Genomic DNA, 15152 nt, shown 5'->3' with positions numbered 1-15152 from the left:
GCGTCCCTTGTCCTGTCAGATCGCGGCTTCCGCGCACGCTGTGTGAGGCGCCGTCCGCTGACTGGATACCCGTTCGGCGATAGCATTGGCGGCCACATAACCAAAGGTCATCGCCGGCCCGATCGTGGCGCCGGCGCCGGGATAGGTGTCGCCGAAAGGAGAGGCGGCATTGTTGCCCGCTGCATAGAGGCCGGGGATCGCATTGCCGGCTCCATCCAGCACCCGCGCCTGCGCATCGCAGCGAAGCCCCCCCTTGGTGCCGAGATCGCCGTTGTTGATGGGCACGGCGTAGAACGGGGCTGTATCGATCGGTCCCAGGTTCGGGTTCGGCGTTGAGGCCGGATCGCCGAACATCCGGTCATAGGCGTTCATCCCCCGTCCGAATTCGGGGTCGACGCCGGACGCCGCGTAGGCGTTCATGTTGGCGACGGTCCGTGCCACGGCGCCGACCGGCAGGCTTATCTTTCGCGCAAGGTCCTCGATTGTGTCTGCCTTGAAGATATAGTGATCCCACCAATCGGCCGGGACCTTCTTTTCAGGCGTATGCACGGTCGGCATCAGGCCGCCTGCGCTGAACTTGCGGCGGAACTTCGCATCGAAGATCAGCCAGCACGGCATGATGGCGCCGGTTTCGAGATGATCGCGCACCATCGCCTGCCCGAACTGGTCATAGCCGCAGGCCTCGTCCACGAACCGGACGCCCCGGCGGTTGACGACGACACTCCACGGTCTGCCGACGTCGAAAGCGGCCTGATGTATCTCATGGAAGTTCGAAGCACCCTTCATCGGGAGCGTCATGGTCGGGATCCACCAGCCCTGCTCCGTATGCTCGGTGCTCGCACCGAGCTTCTCAGCGGCGATCAGCGCCTCTCCGCAGTTTCCGTCTTCCGGGGTGGAGGAGTGCCGGGTCAGCCCGGGCACGGGATAGAAGCGATCACGCAGTTCCTGGTTCCACTCGAACCCGCCTGCAGCCAACACTACCCCATGGCGCGCTTCGAGGCTGTACCTTCGGCCGAAATTGGAGACTTCCAGCCCGGTCACCTCTCCCTGGTCGTTCACCAGCAAGCGCTCAAGCTTCGTTTCCAACCGGAGTTCGACCCCGCGTGCGAAGACCTGTTCATACGTCGCACCCATCAGCGCCGCCCCTTGCGTGAAGCGGCGATCCCGGTGCGAAATCCTGCGGGTTTGCCGGTCCAGCCAGTACCGACCGATCATCCTGCCGGCCACCGTGCGCCAGCCCTTCGATTGCATCATCAGGGCGAATGTCTCCGTCAGGTCCATGGCGTACCGTCCGAAGAGCTTGAAGCGGTTGTACTGCTCGCGCATCAGGGCGTAGCGCCGGTCGCCCAGCCGCCGGCCGTCGAAGGTGGGGACGACCACCGAACGATCGGCACGCGCACCGGGCCGATCTGGAAAGTAATCCGGCCATGCCGCCGACAGGAACGACACGCCGGTCGATCTCAGGTACGCCAGCATCCTGGGCGCTTCGTCCACGTAGGCTTCCAGGCGATGCCGGTTCACCGGAACGCCGATCGTCGCGTCCAGGTACTGCAGCGCGCTGTCCCGCGTGTCATCGCCATTGCCGTCGAGGCCATGATTGGGGATCCACATGACGCCGCCCGATGTGGCGGATGTGCCGCCAAACTTCTGCGCCTGTTCCACGATCAGCACCTTCAGCCCGTGATCGGCGCTTCGCAGCGCTGCCATGGCGCCAGCAGCCCCGGATCCCACCACCACGACGTCGAAGCTCTCGGCAATGGTCACGCGCTGTCTCTCCCCGACCGATGATGCAGATCTTTCGTCGGGTTATCGCGCTCGCGGCTTGCGCTGGAAATGACCGCCGGGGTACTGCGGGTTGCTTGGCCCTGCTCTGGCAGAGGCGAAGCGCTTGCGCGGCTCCGGCCGGCGACGCAGGCATGAAAGAAATGGGAGGATGAACGCGGTACCATGACCGACAAAGCATTCGCCGCGGTGGCAAGGCTCGAAGAGGTTCCCCAGGGAACCAAGAAGGTGGTCGAAGTGAACGGGATCAGCGTGATCCTCGTCGGCGCGAAGGATCGCATCTTCGCGATACGCAACTTGTGCAGCCACGCGTACGAAACGCTTGAGTGCGGCCGTGTGCGGGCCGGCTGGATATCCTGCCCGGTCCACGGAGCCCGCTTTGACCTGGAGACGGGCAATCCCATCAATCCGCCCGCTACGATGCCTATCGACACTTATGAGGTTCGGGTGACGGACGACGTCATCGAGGTGGCGGTCTAAGCCGCGATATCGCCTGCGCGTACCGCGGGTTCTGGACGAGTGTTCGGTCGGCATGCTTGGAGGTGTGCATGACTGACAAGCCCGATCTCGACGCGCTGCGCAGTGAAGTGCGCGCCTTCCTCGCCGCCGAGGCACCTGCCGAGTGGCGCGATACCAGCCGCACCCAGGAGGACTTTGTCCGTACCCAGCGGGATTGGTTCGGCAAGCTGGTAAAGGCCGGTTACGCAATACCGCATTGGCCGGCCGCATTTCCCGGGGGCGGCCGGAGCCTTGCCGAACAGAAGGTGATCTACGAGGAACTGGCGAAAGCGGATTGCCCGCGCCTGCTGCTGTCATTCGTCTCCACCTATCACGCCTTCGCGACCCTTCACGAGTGCGCGAGTACTGAACAGCAGGAGCGCTATCTCCCGCGCATCCTTGAAGGTGAGACCTGGTGCCAGGGTTTCTCGGAGCCGGGGGCCGGCTCGGATCTTGCGGCGATAAAGACGCGCGCGGAACGCAAGGGGGACGTCTACGTCGTCAATGGCCAGAAGGTCTGGTCCACCATGGCCCAAGTCGCGGACAAGTGCCTGCTCCTGGTCCGGACCTCCTCCGACGGCCCCAAGCAGGCCGGCATCACGTACCTGCTCATGGACATGCAGGCGTCCGGCGTCACTGTCCGTCCGATCCACCAGATCCAGGGCGACGAGGAGTTTGCCGAAATCTTCCTCGATAATGTGGAGATACCGGTTTCGGAGCGCGTGGGCGAAGAAGGCAAAGGGTGGGCCGTTGCGCAGGCCACCCTCGCCTCGGAACGCGGGCTGACACTGATGGAGCTTTCCTACCGCATGCGGGGCGCCTTGAGCCGTGTGGCGGAGCTGATCCGCGACCATGAGCATGAGGAAGACCGAGGCGTACTTCGCGACTTCGGGCATCTCGTGACGCAGGTGGACGCCGTTTGCGCCATAGCCGACCAGTTCCTCGACAACCGTATCAACGGTATCGAGCGTGTCGGCGACGCCTCCATCGTCAAGAACAGCTACAGCCGTGCGCTGAGGGCCTATTCCAAGCTTGGCCTGCGCCTTGGCGGGGTCGAGGAGCAGTACATCGCGCCGATCACCTTCGGTGACCTCAACACCGGCAACTGGATGGCGGATTTCATGAACTCCTATGCGTGGACGATCGCCGGCGGCAGCGAGGAAGTGCAGCGCAACATCATCGCCGAACGCATGCTCGACATGCCCCGCGAACCCAAAGCCTGGGTGGCATAAGGACGTACTCTGGCATGATCGAACTGAACGAACTCACCGACGCCGCCCAGAAGGCCTTCCCGGCTGAAGCGCTCTCCCCCGGACGCGACGACAGCTGGCGGCTCGTAACGGAAATGGGCTGGCTGATCGTGCGCCTGCCCGAGAACGCGGGTGGCCTCGGCCTCGGGCGAGAGGCTTCAACGGCGATCCACTTCGAGATGGGCCGCGTACTGGCCACCACCCCTCTGATCCCCGCGCAACTGGGCCTTCAGGCTGTGCTGGCGAGCAGCATGGCGGGTCGCTCCGAGTGGGTCGAGCGGCTGGCAGGGGGCGCGTACGCTCCCTTGCACCTCCTTCCCGCAGCTCTGGAAGCCGCTGGCGACGGTACGCTTTCGGGCACGATCGGCGGCGTCTTCGATGCCGACATGGCGGCTGCCGTGGTGGCGAAGCTGCCGGGCGGCTACGCCCTGGTGCCTGTGAATGCGGCCGGCGTGACGGTGCATGAACGGCCGATCTGGGATGCCAGCCGGCGCCTTTTCGATGTTGTGCTTGACGGCTACGAAGCCGATCCTGCGCTGATGCTCACCGATGCGGCGAGCGCGTCGGCCCTCCACGACACCCTTGCCTGCGAAGCGCATCTCGCCTTGGCGGCGGACTGTTTGGGAGCGGCGAACGCGGCCCTTGATCTGACGGTCGAGTACATGAAGATGCGCCGACAGTTCGATCGGCCGATCGCCATGTTCCAGGCCTTGAAGCACCGCGCCGCTGACATGAAAACCCAAGTGGCCGTGGCTGAGGCCCTGCTGTGGAGCGGGGTGCGCGACGCGCAAGCCCCCGTCACCGCGTGTGCCGCGGCGAAGACGCTCGCTGCAGAAGTCTTCGCGTTTGTCACAGAGGAGGCGATCCAGCTGCACGGCGGCATTGGGCTGACGGAGGAACATCCCATCCACCGCTTCATGAAACGCGCCATGCTCAATCTGCAACTCTGCGGATCGCCGGACCTCTGGAACGAGAGGGTCGGACGCGAGGCTCTGGCTTTGCGCTAAGCCACCAGACCTGAGTTGGCTGAGCGACGATGTTGGCCCGCAACACAAAAGCGGGTCGAAACGTTGTGGGCATCATGGCCAAGACTCTGGGACACATCCGTGAGAACATCGTCCTCTATGGCGCATTCGCGGCTAACTTAGGCATAGCGATTGCCAAGTTCGCGGCGGCGGGAATAAGCGGCTCGTCCGCAATGGCGACCGAGGGGGTTCACTCCCTTGTGGACAGTGGCAACCAGGTGCTTCTTCTGTACGGACAGAAGCGCGGCAAGCGTGCACCTGACGCTGCCCACCCTTTCGGCTATGGACGAGAGCTGTATTTCTGGGCCTTTGTCGTTGCGATCCTGATCTTTGCGGGCGGTGCGGGGATCTCCGTTTACGAAGGCATCGTCCACATCCAGGATCCTCATCCTATCGACGACCCGACGCTCAGCTACATCGTGTTAGGAGCGGCCTTCCTGATGGAAGGCGCTTCATGGGCCATCGCCGTCAAGGAGTTCAGCGGCCGACTCGACGGTCAGGGCTGGTGGCAGGCGATACATCGTTCCAAGGATCCTGCCGGCTTCATCGTCCTTTTCGAAGACAGCGCCGCATTGCTCGGCCTTGTGATTGCTGCCGCCGGCATCTGGGCCAGCGGGTACTTCGCGGACGCCCGCCTTGACGGGGCGGCCTCCGTCGTGATCGGTCTGATCCTGGCCGCAGTCGCGGTACTCCTTGCACGTGAATCGAAAGGCCTTCTGATCGGCGAGGCGGCTGACCCGGCGCTCATCGCCAGTCTGCGGGCACTGATGGATGACACCGCCTGCATCACCGCCGTCAATCATGTCCGCACGGTTCATACCGCGCCGAATTCCGTCTTCGTCGCCATTAGCGCCGATTTCGTCGACGAGCTTTCGATGGGCGAGGCCGAAACCGTGATCGAGGATCTGGAGGCGCGCATGAAAGCGCTCTCACCCAAAATCTCATCGATCTACATTCGTCCCGAGAAGCGGGAGCAGGCCGTCGTCGGCTGACTGCGCTGGCGCGGCAGCACACAACAGTGACAATGCGGCACCCCAGACCGCGCCTGGAATGCCACATGTCATGAACAAGGCCCGCAGGAACTGTGGCCTTGGGCTTTTACCCGATGGCGAGCAGGCGCTTCACTTCCGCCACAATCTCGGGCGGCTGGACCAGATAGGCGTCTTCCAGCTTCTTCGCGAAAGGCACGGCGCAGTAAGGCGCGCCCAGGCGGCCGACGGGCGCCTTCAGCTTGCCAAAGAGCTCCTCCTGCACGGTGGCGGCAATTTCCGCACCGGGGCCGAAGTTGCGACCCGCTTCGTGGACCACCAGCAGGCGCCCGGTCTTCTCTGCCGAGGCCAGGACAGCCTGTTTGTCCCAGGGCGAGATGGTCCGCAGGTCGACCACTTCGACGGACACGCCGGCCGCAGTCAGTTCCTCTACCGCCTGCATGACGGTAAACATCATCTGACCATACGATACGATCGTCAGGTCCGTTCCCGGCACCACAACGTTTGCCTTGCCGAGCGGGATGGCACCCTGATCGACCGGCACGTCCATCGGCACGAACAGCGTCTTGCCGCTTTCGACGATGATGACCGGATCGGGATCCTGGATGGCCGAAAGGTAAAGCCCCTTCATGTCGGCCGGCGTCCATGGGATCACGACCTTGATACCGGCAGTATGGGCAAACCATGCCTCGTAGAAGTCCGCGTGCTGCCCGGCAGTCTGGTTGCCCGCACCGGTGAGGGTACGGATGACCAGTGGCACCTGGCTCTGGCCACCGGACATGAAGCGAAGCTTCGCGGCATGGTTCACGATCATGTCCATGGCAACGGTCGTGAAGTTCATCAGCATGATTTCGGCTACAGGCTTGTAGCCGGCCATGGCGGCGCCGATCGCGGCGCCCATGATCGCCTGCTCGGAAATCGGCGTCGAGCGAACCCGCATGGTCCCAAACCTGGTTGAAAGCCCGCGAGTGACGCCCACCACGCCGCCGCCTTCGTTGTCGGCGATGTCTTCACCCAGCACCAGCACCTTGGGATCGGCCTCCATGGCCTCCATCAGCGCGGCGTTGATGGCCTGCAGGCCATTCATCTTCACCGTCTCGACGACGGGAGCTTCAAGCGTTTCAGTGCTCATGCCGGTATCTCCTCGGCGAAGACGTCCCGACGCAGTTCGTCGTCGGACGGGTATTCACAGGCCATGGCGAACTCGATGGCGTCAGTGACCTCGGCTTCGATTCTGGTGGTCAGTTCATCAAGCTGCTCGGCGGTAGCGATGCCATCGTCGATAAGCTTCTGGCGAAAACGCGGGAGGGGATCCGCGTCCATCGCCGCAGCCTTCTCCTCCTTCGACATGTAGGCGTCGTTGTCGCCAAAGACGTGCCCCATGAAGCGGAAGGTCTTGCACTCCAGCAGGGTAGGCCCCTCACCCGCACGTGCCCGTTCGATGGCTGCGTGAGCATGAGCGTAGACGTCGAGCGGGTCGTTACCGTCGACCGTGTACCCCGGCATCCCGTACCCGATCGCCCGCTTCGAGATCAGATCGACGGCCGTACCGTTTTCATAGCGCGTGTGTTCCGCGAAGCCGTTGTTCTGGCAGACGAAGATCACCGGCAGCTTCCACACGGAGGCGAGGTTCAGCGCTTCGTGGAACGCGCCGATGTTGCTGGCGCCATCGCCGAAGTAGGCGACCGTGACTTGCTTGGTACCGTCCAGAAGCGAAGCCCAGCCGAAACCATTCGCGATCGGCATCGATGAGCCGACGATGCCTGTGGTGACCATCACGCCCGTTTCCGGATGAGTGAGGTGCATGGGGCCGCCCTTGCCCTTGCACGTGCCGTCTACGCGGCCGCAAATCTCCGCCCAGAGAGGACGCAGCGGCATGTCTTTGGCGACCATGTCATGGATGCCGCGGTAGATCGTGCAGATCTTGTCGTCGTCGTTCAGAAGCACGGAAATGGCGGAAGGAATGCACTCCTGCCCGCGTGCGGAGTAGTACGGCGCCGTAATACGGCCGCGGCGGATCTGCTGCCGGGTGAAGTCATCGTTGCGTTCGATGCGGATCATCCGCCGGTAGATGTCGAGCTGGGTGGCGGCGTCGGGCTTGGCCCTGTTTTCTAAGGTCTGGCTCATGGTTCCTCTCCGAGCGACTGTCGGTGCTGGGCTGGCGAAACATTGGTTCAAGCGAAGGGCCGCTGGCAAGGACAAGTCGGACCGCCCCTGCGGTATCGCCCGTCCGGTTGCTTCCGCCCGATCACTGCGGCGGCTTGACTTCATCTCTTCACGTCACGCCGCGTCCCGAAACGCTTCAGACACTCACACCGGCGTGCCCTATGCACCGGCACACGGCAGTCTCCGCGATCTACAGCATCTGGTTTCCCAGACCTGCGGCATGTTTCGCGGCGATCCAGCCGAAGGTCATGGATGGCCCGACGCTCGCCCCGGCACCCGGATACACGCGGCCCATCGGGGAAGCCGTCGTGACGCCGCAGGCGTATAGTCCCTCGATCACGGAGCCGTCTTCGCGCAGCACACGCGAGTCGCAGTCGCAGACCACGCCGCCATATGTGCCGACGTCCCCTGGGTAGACCGGAAACGCGTAGAACGGACCCTTCTCGATCGTGCCCATCGACTTGTTCGGCCCTTCAGTGAAGAACGGATCTCCCAGAAAGTTGTCATAAGCACGCTCGCCGCGCTGAAAATCCTCATCCCTCCCGCCCCGGACGAAGCCATTCCAACGGGAGACTGTCCCCTCGAGCGCATCCGCCGGCACGCCGATCTGTTCCGCGAGCGCCCGGACATCGTCGGCCCGGCGCATCCATCCTGACGCCAACCATTTGTCCATGTTCTTCTTCGCCATGCCTTTTCCGGCAACGGCGTACTTGTCCATGTACTGCTGGTCGAGGATCGCCCAACTCGGGATCGCCGGCACCGTGTGGTTGCGCACGAGCATGGTCTCGCAGAACTCTTCGTAAGATCCGCCCTCGTTCATGTACCGCACGCCCGACTGGTCGACCTGGATGGCGTGAGGCTTGGCGGTCGTGCTCTGCGTGCCCGGCTTCACGTAGTCGGTGTCCCAGCCCGGAGCCTCGGTCATCTGGAAACCGACCATCTGGTCCATCTGGGCAAGCCTGGCGCCTTGGCGTTCAAGCTCCCGGTGCATGTCGCCGGTGTCGGTTTCAATCCCGTTCGACCACTTCGACTGCGTGCCCGGCATGTACCTGTCGCGCATTGCCTGATTCATGGAAAAGCCGCCCGCGTTCATCAGTATGCCCAGCCGGGCACCGATACGCCAGGGCCGCCCGTCTCTTACTGTAACCACCCCCGCAGCACGGCCATCATCCATGACGACTTCGCTGACCGGTGAATTCACGCGGATGTCGGCGGCTTCCTTCTGCAGCACGGCCTGGAGCATCCGCCCCTGGAGCGCCGCGCCAGCCGTGACCCAGTGTTTCCCCGTCAGCTTGCCGGCGACGAGCTTGAGCGCGATTTTGACGAAGGTCTTCTTGATCTCCCAGGAATGTTTCATGAATGGCAGCTTCATGCCGTCATCGAGACGCGCCGGCACCTCGAGGAAACCCTTGCGCAGCTTTGCAGCCCACTCCTTGCCCAGTTCGTTCTTGTCGAACGGTACTGCGGTGACGGTGCGGCTGGTCTTCACCCCACCGGGAAGCTCATCATAGTAGTCAGGCCAGAACCGTGAGCCACGCTCCATCCGGACACCCTGGGCGATGATGAAGTCCAGCATCCTGGGAGCCTCCACCGCATAGGCGCGGCGGCGCTGCGGACTGGTGCCAGGCGAATCCGGACCATCCGGCACGACGGCATCCAGATAGCGGCAAGCCTGCTCCAGACTGTCTTCGCCGGCATCCATGAACCGGTTGCCCGGTATCCACATTACACCGCCGGATTTGCAGGTCGTGCCACCGACCCATTCCGCCTTTTCCAGAATAACGACTGACTTGCCGGCCTGCTTCATGAGCAGGGCGGATGCCATCGAGCCGGCTCCGCTGCCCACGACTACCCAGTCGAATGTCTCGTCGAACAGCTGTGTCATCGGCCTTCCCTCTCCCACCAGCCGCGCTGTCGCGCGTGCGCCCGGCAAGGTAGATCGGACTTCCTCCCATTTGGCAACGCGCGCCGCGCAGGTTTCGCCGGAGCGAAGGGTTGTGCCCTGACGAAGGTTTCAAGTGCCCGAGCGCGCCGCACCTCCTAAGACACATGCAAGAGGAGAGACACGATGACTGACGCCGCGCCTGCCCTGCTCGATCTGCAGACCATCGGCATGGAACGTGAAGGGCGGCTGCTGCGCATCACGCTGAACCGGGCCGAAGCGCTGAACGCGGTCAATCTCCAGCTTCACGACGATCTTGCCGAGGCCATGTGGTTCGCCCAGGTGGACACCGGATCAGATGTCATCGTGCTTACCGGCGCGGGTCGCGCCTTCTCTGCCGGGGGGGACCTCGACCATATCGAGCACAACGCCAGGAACCCGCACCTGTTCGATCACGAGACGCGGGTGGCGAAGCGGATCGTGACCACTTTGCTTGACATCGACAAGCCGGTCGTCTGCCGCATGAACGGCCATGCCGTAGGCCTGGGGGCTACCCTGGCGCTGCTATGCGATGTGATCTTCGCGGCGGAAGGGGCAAAGATCGGGGATCCGCACGTCGGCCTCGGGCTTGTGGCCGGAGACGGCGGCGCTGTGATCTGGGCCCAGCGCATCGGCCTCACCCGGGCCAAGCAATACCTGCTGACGGGCGAACTGCTTACCGCGGCAAAGGCGGCGGAGATCGGCCTGATCAACGAGTGCGTGCCCGCGGCTGAACTGGATGCGAGGGTCGATGCTTTCTGCAGCAGGCTTCTGGAGGGAGCGATGGTGGCGATCCGGGCCACCAAGATCCTGACCAATCTGGAACTGAAGCGTCTGGCGACAGCGGTGATGGACGCAGGAATCGCTTATGAAAGCGTGTCCGTCCGTACGGCCGACCACCGGGAGGGCATCCAGGCACTGAAGGAAAAGCGCAAGCCCAGGTTCATCGGTCGATGAGGAGCAGCCTGCCAGCAACTTAATCCGTGCCCACGGGTTTGAGGCGAGTACCCCCACTCCCGGAGACCCGTTCATGCCGCTCAAGGCGCTGCCGCTTAACTGCACCCTCAAGGCGGATACCGCCGAAGTATCCTCGACGGACGCAATGATCGAGGTGCTGCGTGACGCGTTCGTGAAACGCGGCGTGGAGGTCAGCGACACCGTCAGAGTGGCCTCTCTGGACATCAAGCCCGGCGTGTCATCCGACGAAGGGGCCGGCGACGCCTGGCCGGACCTTCGGCGCAAAATCCTTGAACATGACATTCTGATCTTTGGCGGACCAATCTGGATGGGCCAGATCGGCAGCATAGCCAAGCGCGTGCTGGAGCGGATGGACGCATTCCTGTCGGAGACGGACGACGAAGGCCACATGCCCAGCTTTGGCAAAGTCGCCGTCGCCGCCATCGTGGGGAACGAGGACGGAGCGCACTTCTCCTCCGCCCAATTATTCCAGGCTCTCAATGACGTCGGCTGGACGATACCGGCCGTCGCCGCGTGCTACTGGGTCGGGGAGGCGATGGGATCCACCGACTTCAAGGATCTCGACACGACACCCGAGAAGGTCGCCGATACGGCCAGGAAGGTGGCGGCGAATGCGGCGCACCTTGCCAGTCTGTTGGCAGGCGCACCTTATCCGCCGCAGGCGTGATCCTCAGGCAGGAACCACGCGTTCGCCGTGCTCGGTGAACAGTGCCGTGTAGCACGTGCCGAAATCCTGTGCGTCGCTCTGCGTGAGTTCCCCCGCCTGCGAGGCCGCACCGATCGCCCCAAGCAGTGCCATCGGGTCTTCGGCCTCGATGTCATAGATGGCGAGGTACTCGTTGGTGTCGTTGCCCATGAGGCGCGCGGCTAGCTTGTAACGCTGAGCGCCTGCCATCCCGAACTTGTTCACCAGTTCCGGAAGGTGCTTCGTATCGTACCATTCGTGATATTCCGCCTCGCGGCCGGGATTGGGGCGAGTCAGCGCCACGAGTTTCATCTTCATGCATCTCTCCGTCATTTGCCGGGCGAAAGGATTGGCCGTCATTCTGGCCGATGCAAGTGAGCACTATCTCTGGGCGCCAAAGCATCGCCCGGCCGTCCTCATTGCAGGAGGCTGCTGCTCCCCACGTAATCGAGGTAAGGTTCGGGCGCGGTCAGGTGCATCTGCTCCTCGGCTCCTGCGTCGCCCCGATACTCTCGGGGGTTGGCACCGAAAACCCGCTTGAACATACGACTGAAATGCGCTGGGCTCTTGAAGCCGACACCATACGCGATCTCGCTGATGGAGATATCGCGGGGATCGGAACTGGAAAGCCATGCCTTCGCCTTCGCCAAGCGCTGCTCCCAGACGAGTTCGGAAAAGGACGTTTCCCGCAGCCGCAGAAGAAACGAGAGGTAGCGTGGGCTGATTCCGCAACCTTTCGCCACCATCGCGGTCGAGAGTTGGGGATCGGAGAGGTGAATCTCGATGAAGCGAAGCACCTCCTCCAGTCGTCGATCAGCGATCGACCGCCGGACAGGCTGCATCTCCTCTGTTTCGCGGATCGCGTTGCCGATCAGGCCGAACGCTGTTTCGACCAGAAGGCGCGAGGACGTGTCCCCGATGCTGCCATTGTCGGAGAACACTTCCGTCAACAGGTTCTCGGCAAGCGCCAGTTCGGCACGTTCCATCGCCATGAACAGGCCGGTGCTGAAGTCCTGGCACACGAAGCCGCGCAGAATGTGAGTGGGTACTGTCACATGCAGCACTTCATGCGTGCCGTCCGCGCCTGGCCGGCACTCCATGAAGAACGGGGACATGGAGCGGGTGATGATGAAGTCACCCGGCCCGGCCACCTTGTTGCCGCACTGGTTGGAGAAGGCGAGTTCGCCACGCTTCACGAACCAGAGGACAGAAAGGTCCGTCGCGTCTTCGCGGATGTGCTGGCGCGTACGGCGGAAGAACAGCTTCGCTGCGGACCGCTGGCGTATGATGGAGATCGCCCCAACGCCTTTGCGCTCGGAGCGGACGTCAATGGACGATCCATCTTCGATCCAGAAGTCACCGAGGTAATACTCCTGATCCCGCTTGCCCCGGAACACCGCCTGGCAATCGCGATAGTTGCGCTTGTCTAGAGCGAACAGAGTCTCTGCCATGGTTCTCTCCCATTTGCGGAAATCAAGACGCTTTCCTTAACGGCGTGATCCCCGAACCTGACTTGGCCGACTCTTGTCGGTCCTATCGGACTACTTCGTAGCAACCGTTCACGAAGCTACCCTACATTGCGCGCAAATCGATCCGCATTGCGCGCGTTGTAGATGCCATCGCCCGGGCGTTATCCTTCCCGGCCCTTTTTCGACAGGCGCCACTCGGGAGGATAGTTCAGGTCGTGATTCTTGACGACCTTGCCGATCCCCTGCCGGAAGGTTCCCTCCTTGCCGAGATTGACGTCGTCGGCGCCATCGTCCTTCATCAACGGCAGCATGCCCTCCAGCCATCCCGTGAGAAGGCTGCCCATGTATTCGCCACGGTACTGCTTGTACGCCTCGATGAAGGTTTTCTGAGCGACCACAACATCGGTCGGCCGGGTGATCGAGCACGCGTGCGCGTACTTGGCTGTTTCGGCCTCAAGCTTGTCCCGCGGCACCACCGAGTTTACGAAGTTGCAGTTCAGCATCTCGTCAGCCGTAAAGGGGCGCCCGGTAAACAGCATCTCCGAGAAGCGGCGCAACCCCACCATCTCGAGCCACTGCCACATGCGTGGACCCCAGCCGGCGTAGCGGAACGAGGGATGCCCGAACAGCGCGTCGTCTGACGAGACGATCAGGTCCGCATCGGCGCACTGGTAGAAATGCCAGCCGTAGCAATAGCCCTTCGCTTCCACGATCGAGATCTTCTTGAATTCCTGAAGCGGCCGGTTGCCTGATCGGGCCTTTGCGTAGAAGTCCGTGAGGCCGTGAAGATAGCGAAAGGAACCCGGCGGCGGATACTTCACGGCCGCATCTTCGATTTCCATGTCCACGAGGAAACCGTCACCGGGCTTCGGGTTGAGGTAAAGATCGCCGTGCTCGTCCAGGTCTCCACCGCTGCCCAGATTGTCGCCTTCGCCGCGAATGACCAGCACTTTGACGTCGTCGTCGATGTTGGCGCCGAACACCAGCTCTCCGAAGCGCGCCCGCATGCCGATGGTCGCGGTGTTGTGTTTGTCCAGACGGCTGAAGGTGATCGTGGCGATCTTTGTCTTCGGGTCCTTTTCGTAGCGAATGTGGTCTTCCGCCGCCTTCTTGTGATCGCCGATTGTCGTCATGAATAATCCTCCCCCGCTCATGGTCTGCGCCGTCGCGATTGGCAGCGCTGTGCTTTGTCTCCTGCTGCCACAGGCAAGCCGGGGGGTATTGGCATTACGCGCGACGCCCTCGATATTGAACGCGCGCGGTGCTGCCGTGCAGGCGCGACCAAGCGTGAGGCGGACAGCGCGCCGGCAGATTCGCCCGAATGATCAAGGGGAGGACCATGGGTCAGGACAGCTTCTTCAGCCTGGATGGACCACTCGACGTAGCGCCCGCGGGTGGGCAGGTGCGGGCTGCCAACTTCTCGGGACTTGCAGGCTTTGTCCGCAGCCGGGGTCGGGACGCGCGTGGGATCGTCGAACGCCATGGGATGGAGGCGCGGGTACTCACCGATCCCGAAAGCCTCATCGCCCCACAGCAACTGGCCGACACGCTCGAGTACTGCAGCGTCCTGTTCGACGATCCGCTGTTCGGCCTCCACATCGCCGCCACACAGGACCCCGAAGTCTTCGGCTGCGTCACCGCCCTATGCCGCTCGGCCCCGACGGTGCGTGCCGGCATTCGGTGCCTGATCGACTTCCTTCCCGTCGTCCACGCACCGGACTGCGAGGTGGTCCTCATAGAAGGGCGCGAGACGGCTGAACTGACGTGGCTAGTAAACACCGATATCGGGGTCAACGAGCAGGCCAACTATCAAGCCGCCCTGCTCAACGCCAAGTTGCTGCAGTCGATGGGAGGTCCGGCGTTCAAGCCGAGCTGGGTGAGCCTGTCAGCCGATCCGCGCGCCACCGATCTTCCCGAGATCGAGAAGACACTTGGCTGCCGCATTCACAGACGCGCCAACCGCAACGCGATAGCCTTTCCGGTTCAGGCGCTCGAACAGCCGGTGCCAAGCGCCAACCGCCTGCTGTACCGCCTGCTGGGCTCCTATCTGCAACGGGTCAAATCCGCGCACAGCCCTTCGATCATGGAGAGGGTATGCAGCTACATTCGCGGGGCGCTTGCTACGGGATCCTGTTCGATCGAGCGCTGTGCCGAGAAAACGGGAATGTCAGTACGCACCCTCCAGTCGCGGCTTGCCGCCGAAGGGGCGAAGTTCTCCGAACTGGTCGAGAGCCAGCGGGAAAGTCTGGCGAAAAGCCACCTTGCCGAAAAGCGCCTGTCGCTCGATGAAATCGCCGACCGGCTGGGCTACGGGGAGCAGACCAGCTTCGGACGGGCGTTCAAGCGGTGGACCGGCCTCACCCCGCAGCAGTTCCGCGCCAGTGCCTGA

The 15152-nt window shown here is 63.0% G+C and carries 14 protein-coding genes; 7 read left to right on the top strand and 7 right to left on the bottom strand.

The window, feature by feature from the left end:
* Positions 1-15: 15 nt before the first annotated feature.
* Positions 16-1764: an FAD-dependent oxidoreductase gene (locus C2R25_RS17990; protein WP_304465950.1), complete on the bottom strand. Its 1749-nt coding sequence runs from the start codon at positions 1762-1764 to the stop codon at positions 16-18.
* Positions 1765-1947: 183 nt separating this feature from the next.
* Between C2R25_RS17990 and C2R25_RS17985 the strand changes: the two genes are divergently transcribed.
* The 4 genes from C2R25_RS17985 to C2R25_RS17970 all read left to right on the top strand — a co-directional run bounded on the left by C2R25_RS17985 (position 1948) and on the right by C2R25_RS17970 (position 5547).
* Positions 1948-2262: a Rieske 2Fe-2S domain-containing protein gene (locus tag C2R25_RS17985; RefSeq protein WP_103730483.1), complete on the top strand. Its 315-nt coding sequence runs from the start codon at positions 1948-1950 to the stop codon at positions 2260-2262.
* Positions 2263-2330: 68 nt separating this feature from the next.
* Complete coding sequence (locus C2R25_RS17980; RefSeq protein WP_103730482.1) at positions 2331-3512, top strand: acyl-CoA dehydrogenase family protein; 1182 nt, start codon at positions 2331-2333, stop codon at positions 3510-3512.
* 14 nt (positions 3513-3526) lie between these two features.
* Positions 3527-4537, top strand: a complete 1011-nt coding sequence (locus C2R25_RS17975) for an acyl-CoA dehydrogenase family protein (protein WP_103730481.1) — start codon at positions 3527-3529, stop codon at positions 4535-4537.
* 74 nt (positions 4538-4611) lie between these two features.
* Positions 4612-5547, top strand: a complete 936-nt coding sequence (locus C2R25_RS17970) for a cation diffusion facilitator family transporter (RefSeq protein WP_103730506.1) — start codon at positions 4612-4614, stop codon at positions 5545-5547.
* A gap of 106 nt (positions 5548-5653) precedes the next feature.
* On the opposite strand, the gene C2R25_RS17965 is transcribed toward C2R25_RS17970, so the two are convergent.
* The 3 genes from C2R25_RS17965 to C2R25_RS17955 form a co-directional block, all read right to left on the bottom strand.
* Positions 5654-6676, bottom strand: coding sequence for an alpha-ketoacid dehydrogenase subunit beta (locus C2R25_RS17965; protein WP_103730480.1), 1023 nt, complete (start codon positions 6674-6676; stop codon positions 5654-5656).
* Complete coding sequence (locus tag C2R25_RS17960) at positions 6673-7671, bottom strand: thiamine pyrophosphate-dependent dehydrogenase E1 component subunit alpha (protein WP_103730479.1); 999 nt, start codon at positions 7669-7671, stop codon at positions 6673-6675. Before C2R25_RS17960 ends, C2R25_RS17965 begins: the two co-directional genes overlap by 4 nt.
* A gap of 229 nt (positions 7672-7900) precedes the next feature.
* Positions 7901-9595 carry an FAD-binding protein gene (locus tag C2R25_RS17955; RefSeq protein ID WP_103730478.1) on the bottom strand — a complete coding sequence of 565 codons (1695 nt, stop codon included), beginning with the start codon at positions 9593-9595 and terminating at the stop codon, positions 7901-7903.
* Positions 9596-9778: 183 nt separating this feature from the next.
* Here C2R25_RS17955 and C2R25_RS17950 point away from each other — a divergent pair, with 183 nt between their 5' ends.
* Both C2R25_RS17950 and C2R25_RS17945 read left to right on the top strand, forming a co-directional pair.
* Complete coding sequence (locus C2R25_RS17950) at positions 9779-10588, top strand: enoyl-CoA hydratase/isomerase family protein (protein ID WP_103730477.1); 810 nt, start codon at positions 9779-9781, stop codon at positions 10586-10588.
* A gap of 73 nt (positions 10589-10661) precedes the next feature.
* Entirely contained in the window at positions 10662-11276 is a 615-nt protein-coding gene (locus C2R25_RS17945; RefSeq protein WP_103730476.1) for a flavodoxin family protein, read from the top strand.
* A 3-nt stretch (positions 11277-11279) separates the two neighbouring features.
* Here the strand turns inward: C2R25_RS17945 and C2R25_RS17940 are convergent, their stop codons facing one another.
* The 3 genes from C2R25_RS17940 to C2R25_RS17930 all read right to left on the bottom strand — a co-directional run bounded on the left by C2R25_RS17940 (position 11280) and on the right by C2R25_RS17930 (position 13896).
* The gene (locus C2R25_RS17940; protein WP_103730475.1) at positions 11280-11612 is read right to left on the bottom strand and encodes a DUF4286 family protein; all 333 of its coding nucleotides are present in this window, start codon (positions 11610-11612) and stop codon (positions 11280-11282) included.
* Positions 11613-11710: 98 nt separating this feature from the next.
* Positions 11711-12745, bottom strand: a complete 1035-nt coding sequence (locus tag C2R25_RS17935; RefSeq protein ID WP_103730474.1) for an AraC family transcriptional regulator — start codon at positions 12743-12745, stop codon at positions 11711-11713.
* A 179-nt stretch (positions 12746-12924) separates the two neighbouring features.
* Entirely contained in the window at positions 12925-13896 is a 972-nt protein-coding gene (locus C2R25_RS17930) for an enoyl-CoA hydratase/isomerase family protein (RefSeq protein WP_103730473.1), read from the bottom strand.
* A gap of 206 nt (positions 13897-14102) precedes the next feature.
* On the opposite strand from C2R25_RS17930, the gene C2R25_RS17925 reads away from it, so the two are divergent.
* Positions 14103-15152, top strand: a complete 1050-nt coding sequence (locus tag C2R25_RS17925) for an AraC family transcriptional regulator (protein WP_103730505.1) — start codon at positions 14103-14105, stop codon at positions 15150-15152.

It is taken from the genome of Novosphingobium sp. HII-3 (assembly GCF_002916655.1).
Classification (GTDB): domain Bacteria; phylum Pseudomonadota; class Alphaproteobacteria; order Sphingomonadales; family Sphingomonadaceae; genus Novosphingobium; species Novosphingobium panipatense.
This window is presented reverse-complemented; position numbering and strand designations above follow the sequence as displayed.

What these genes read in the sequence shown, in the direction of transcription:
- C2R25_RS17935 (WP_103730474.1), bottom strand. Translation starts at nt 12,745, where the DNA reads ATGGCAGAGACTCTGTTCGCTCTAGACAAGCGCAACTATCGCGATTGC.
- C2R25_RS17925 (WP_103730505.1), top strand. Translation starts at nt 14,103, where the DNA reads ATGGGTCAGGACAGCTTCTTCAGCCTGGATGGACCACTCGACGTAGCG.
- C2R25_RS17930 (WP_103730473.1), bottom strand. Translation starts at nt 13,896, where the DNA reads ATGACGACAATCGGCGATCACAAGAAGGCGGCGGAAGACCACATTCGC.
- C2R25_RS17965 (WP_103730480.1), bottom strand. Translation starts at nt 6,676, where the DNA reads ATGAGCACTGAAACGCTTGAAGCTCCCGTCGTCGAGACGGTGAAGATG.
- C2R25_RS17945 (WP_103730476.1), top strand. Translation starts at nt 10,662, where the DNA reads ATGCCGCTCAAGGCGCTGCCGCTTAACTGCACCCTCAAGGCGGATACC.
- C2R25_RS17985 (WP_103730483.1), top strand. Translation starts at nt 1,948, where the DNA reads ATGACCGACAAAGCATTCGCCGCGGTGGCAAGGCTCGAAGAGGTTCCC.
- C2R25_RS17955 (WP_103730478.1), bottom strand. Translation starts at nt 9,595, where the DNA reads ATGACACAGCTGTTCGACGAGACATTCGACTGGGTAGTCGTGGGCAGC.
- C2R25_RS17960 (WP_103730479.1), bottom strand. Translation starts at nt 7,671, where the DNA reads ATGAGCCAGACCTTAGAAAACAGGGCCAAGCCCGACGCCGCCACCCAG.
- C2R25_RS17980 (WP_103730482.1), top strand. Translation starts at nt 2,331, where the DNA reads ATGACTGACAAGCCCGATCTCGACGCGCTGCGCAGTGAAGTGCGCGCC.
- C2R25_RS17950 (WP_103730477.1), top strand. Translation starts at nt 9,779, where the DNA reads ATGACTGACGCCGCGCCTGCCCTGCTCGATCTGCAGACCATCGGCATG.
- C2R25_RS17975 (WP_103730481.1), top strand. Translation starts at nt 3,527, where the DNA reads ATGATCGAACTGAACGAACTCACCGACGCCGCCCAGAAGGCCTTCCCG.
- C2R25_RS17940 (WP_103730475.1), bottom strand. Translation starts at nt 11,612, where the DNA reads ATGAAGATGAAACTCGTGGCGCTGACTCGCCCCAATCCCGGCCGCGAG.
- C2R25_RS17970 (WP_103730506.1), top strand. Translation starts at nt 4,612, where the DNA reads ATGGCCAAGACTCTGGGACACATCCGTGAGAACATCGTCCTCTATGGC.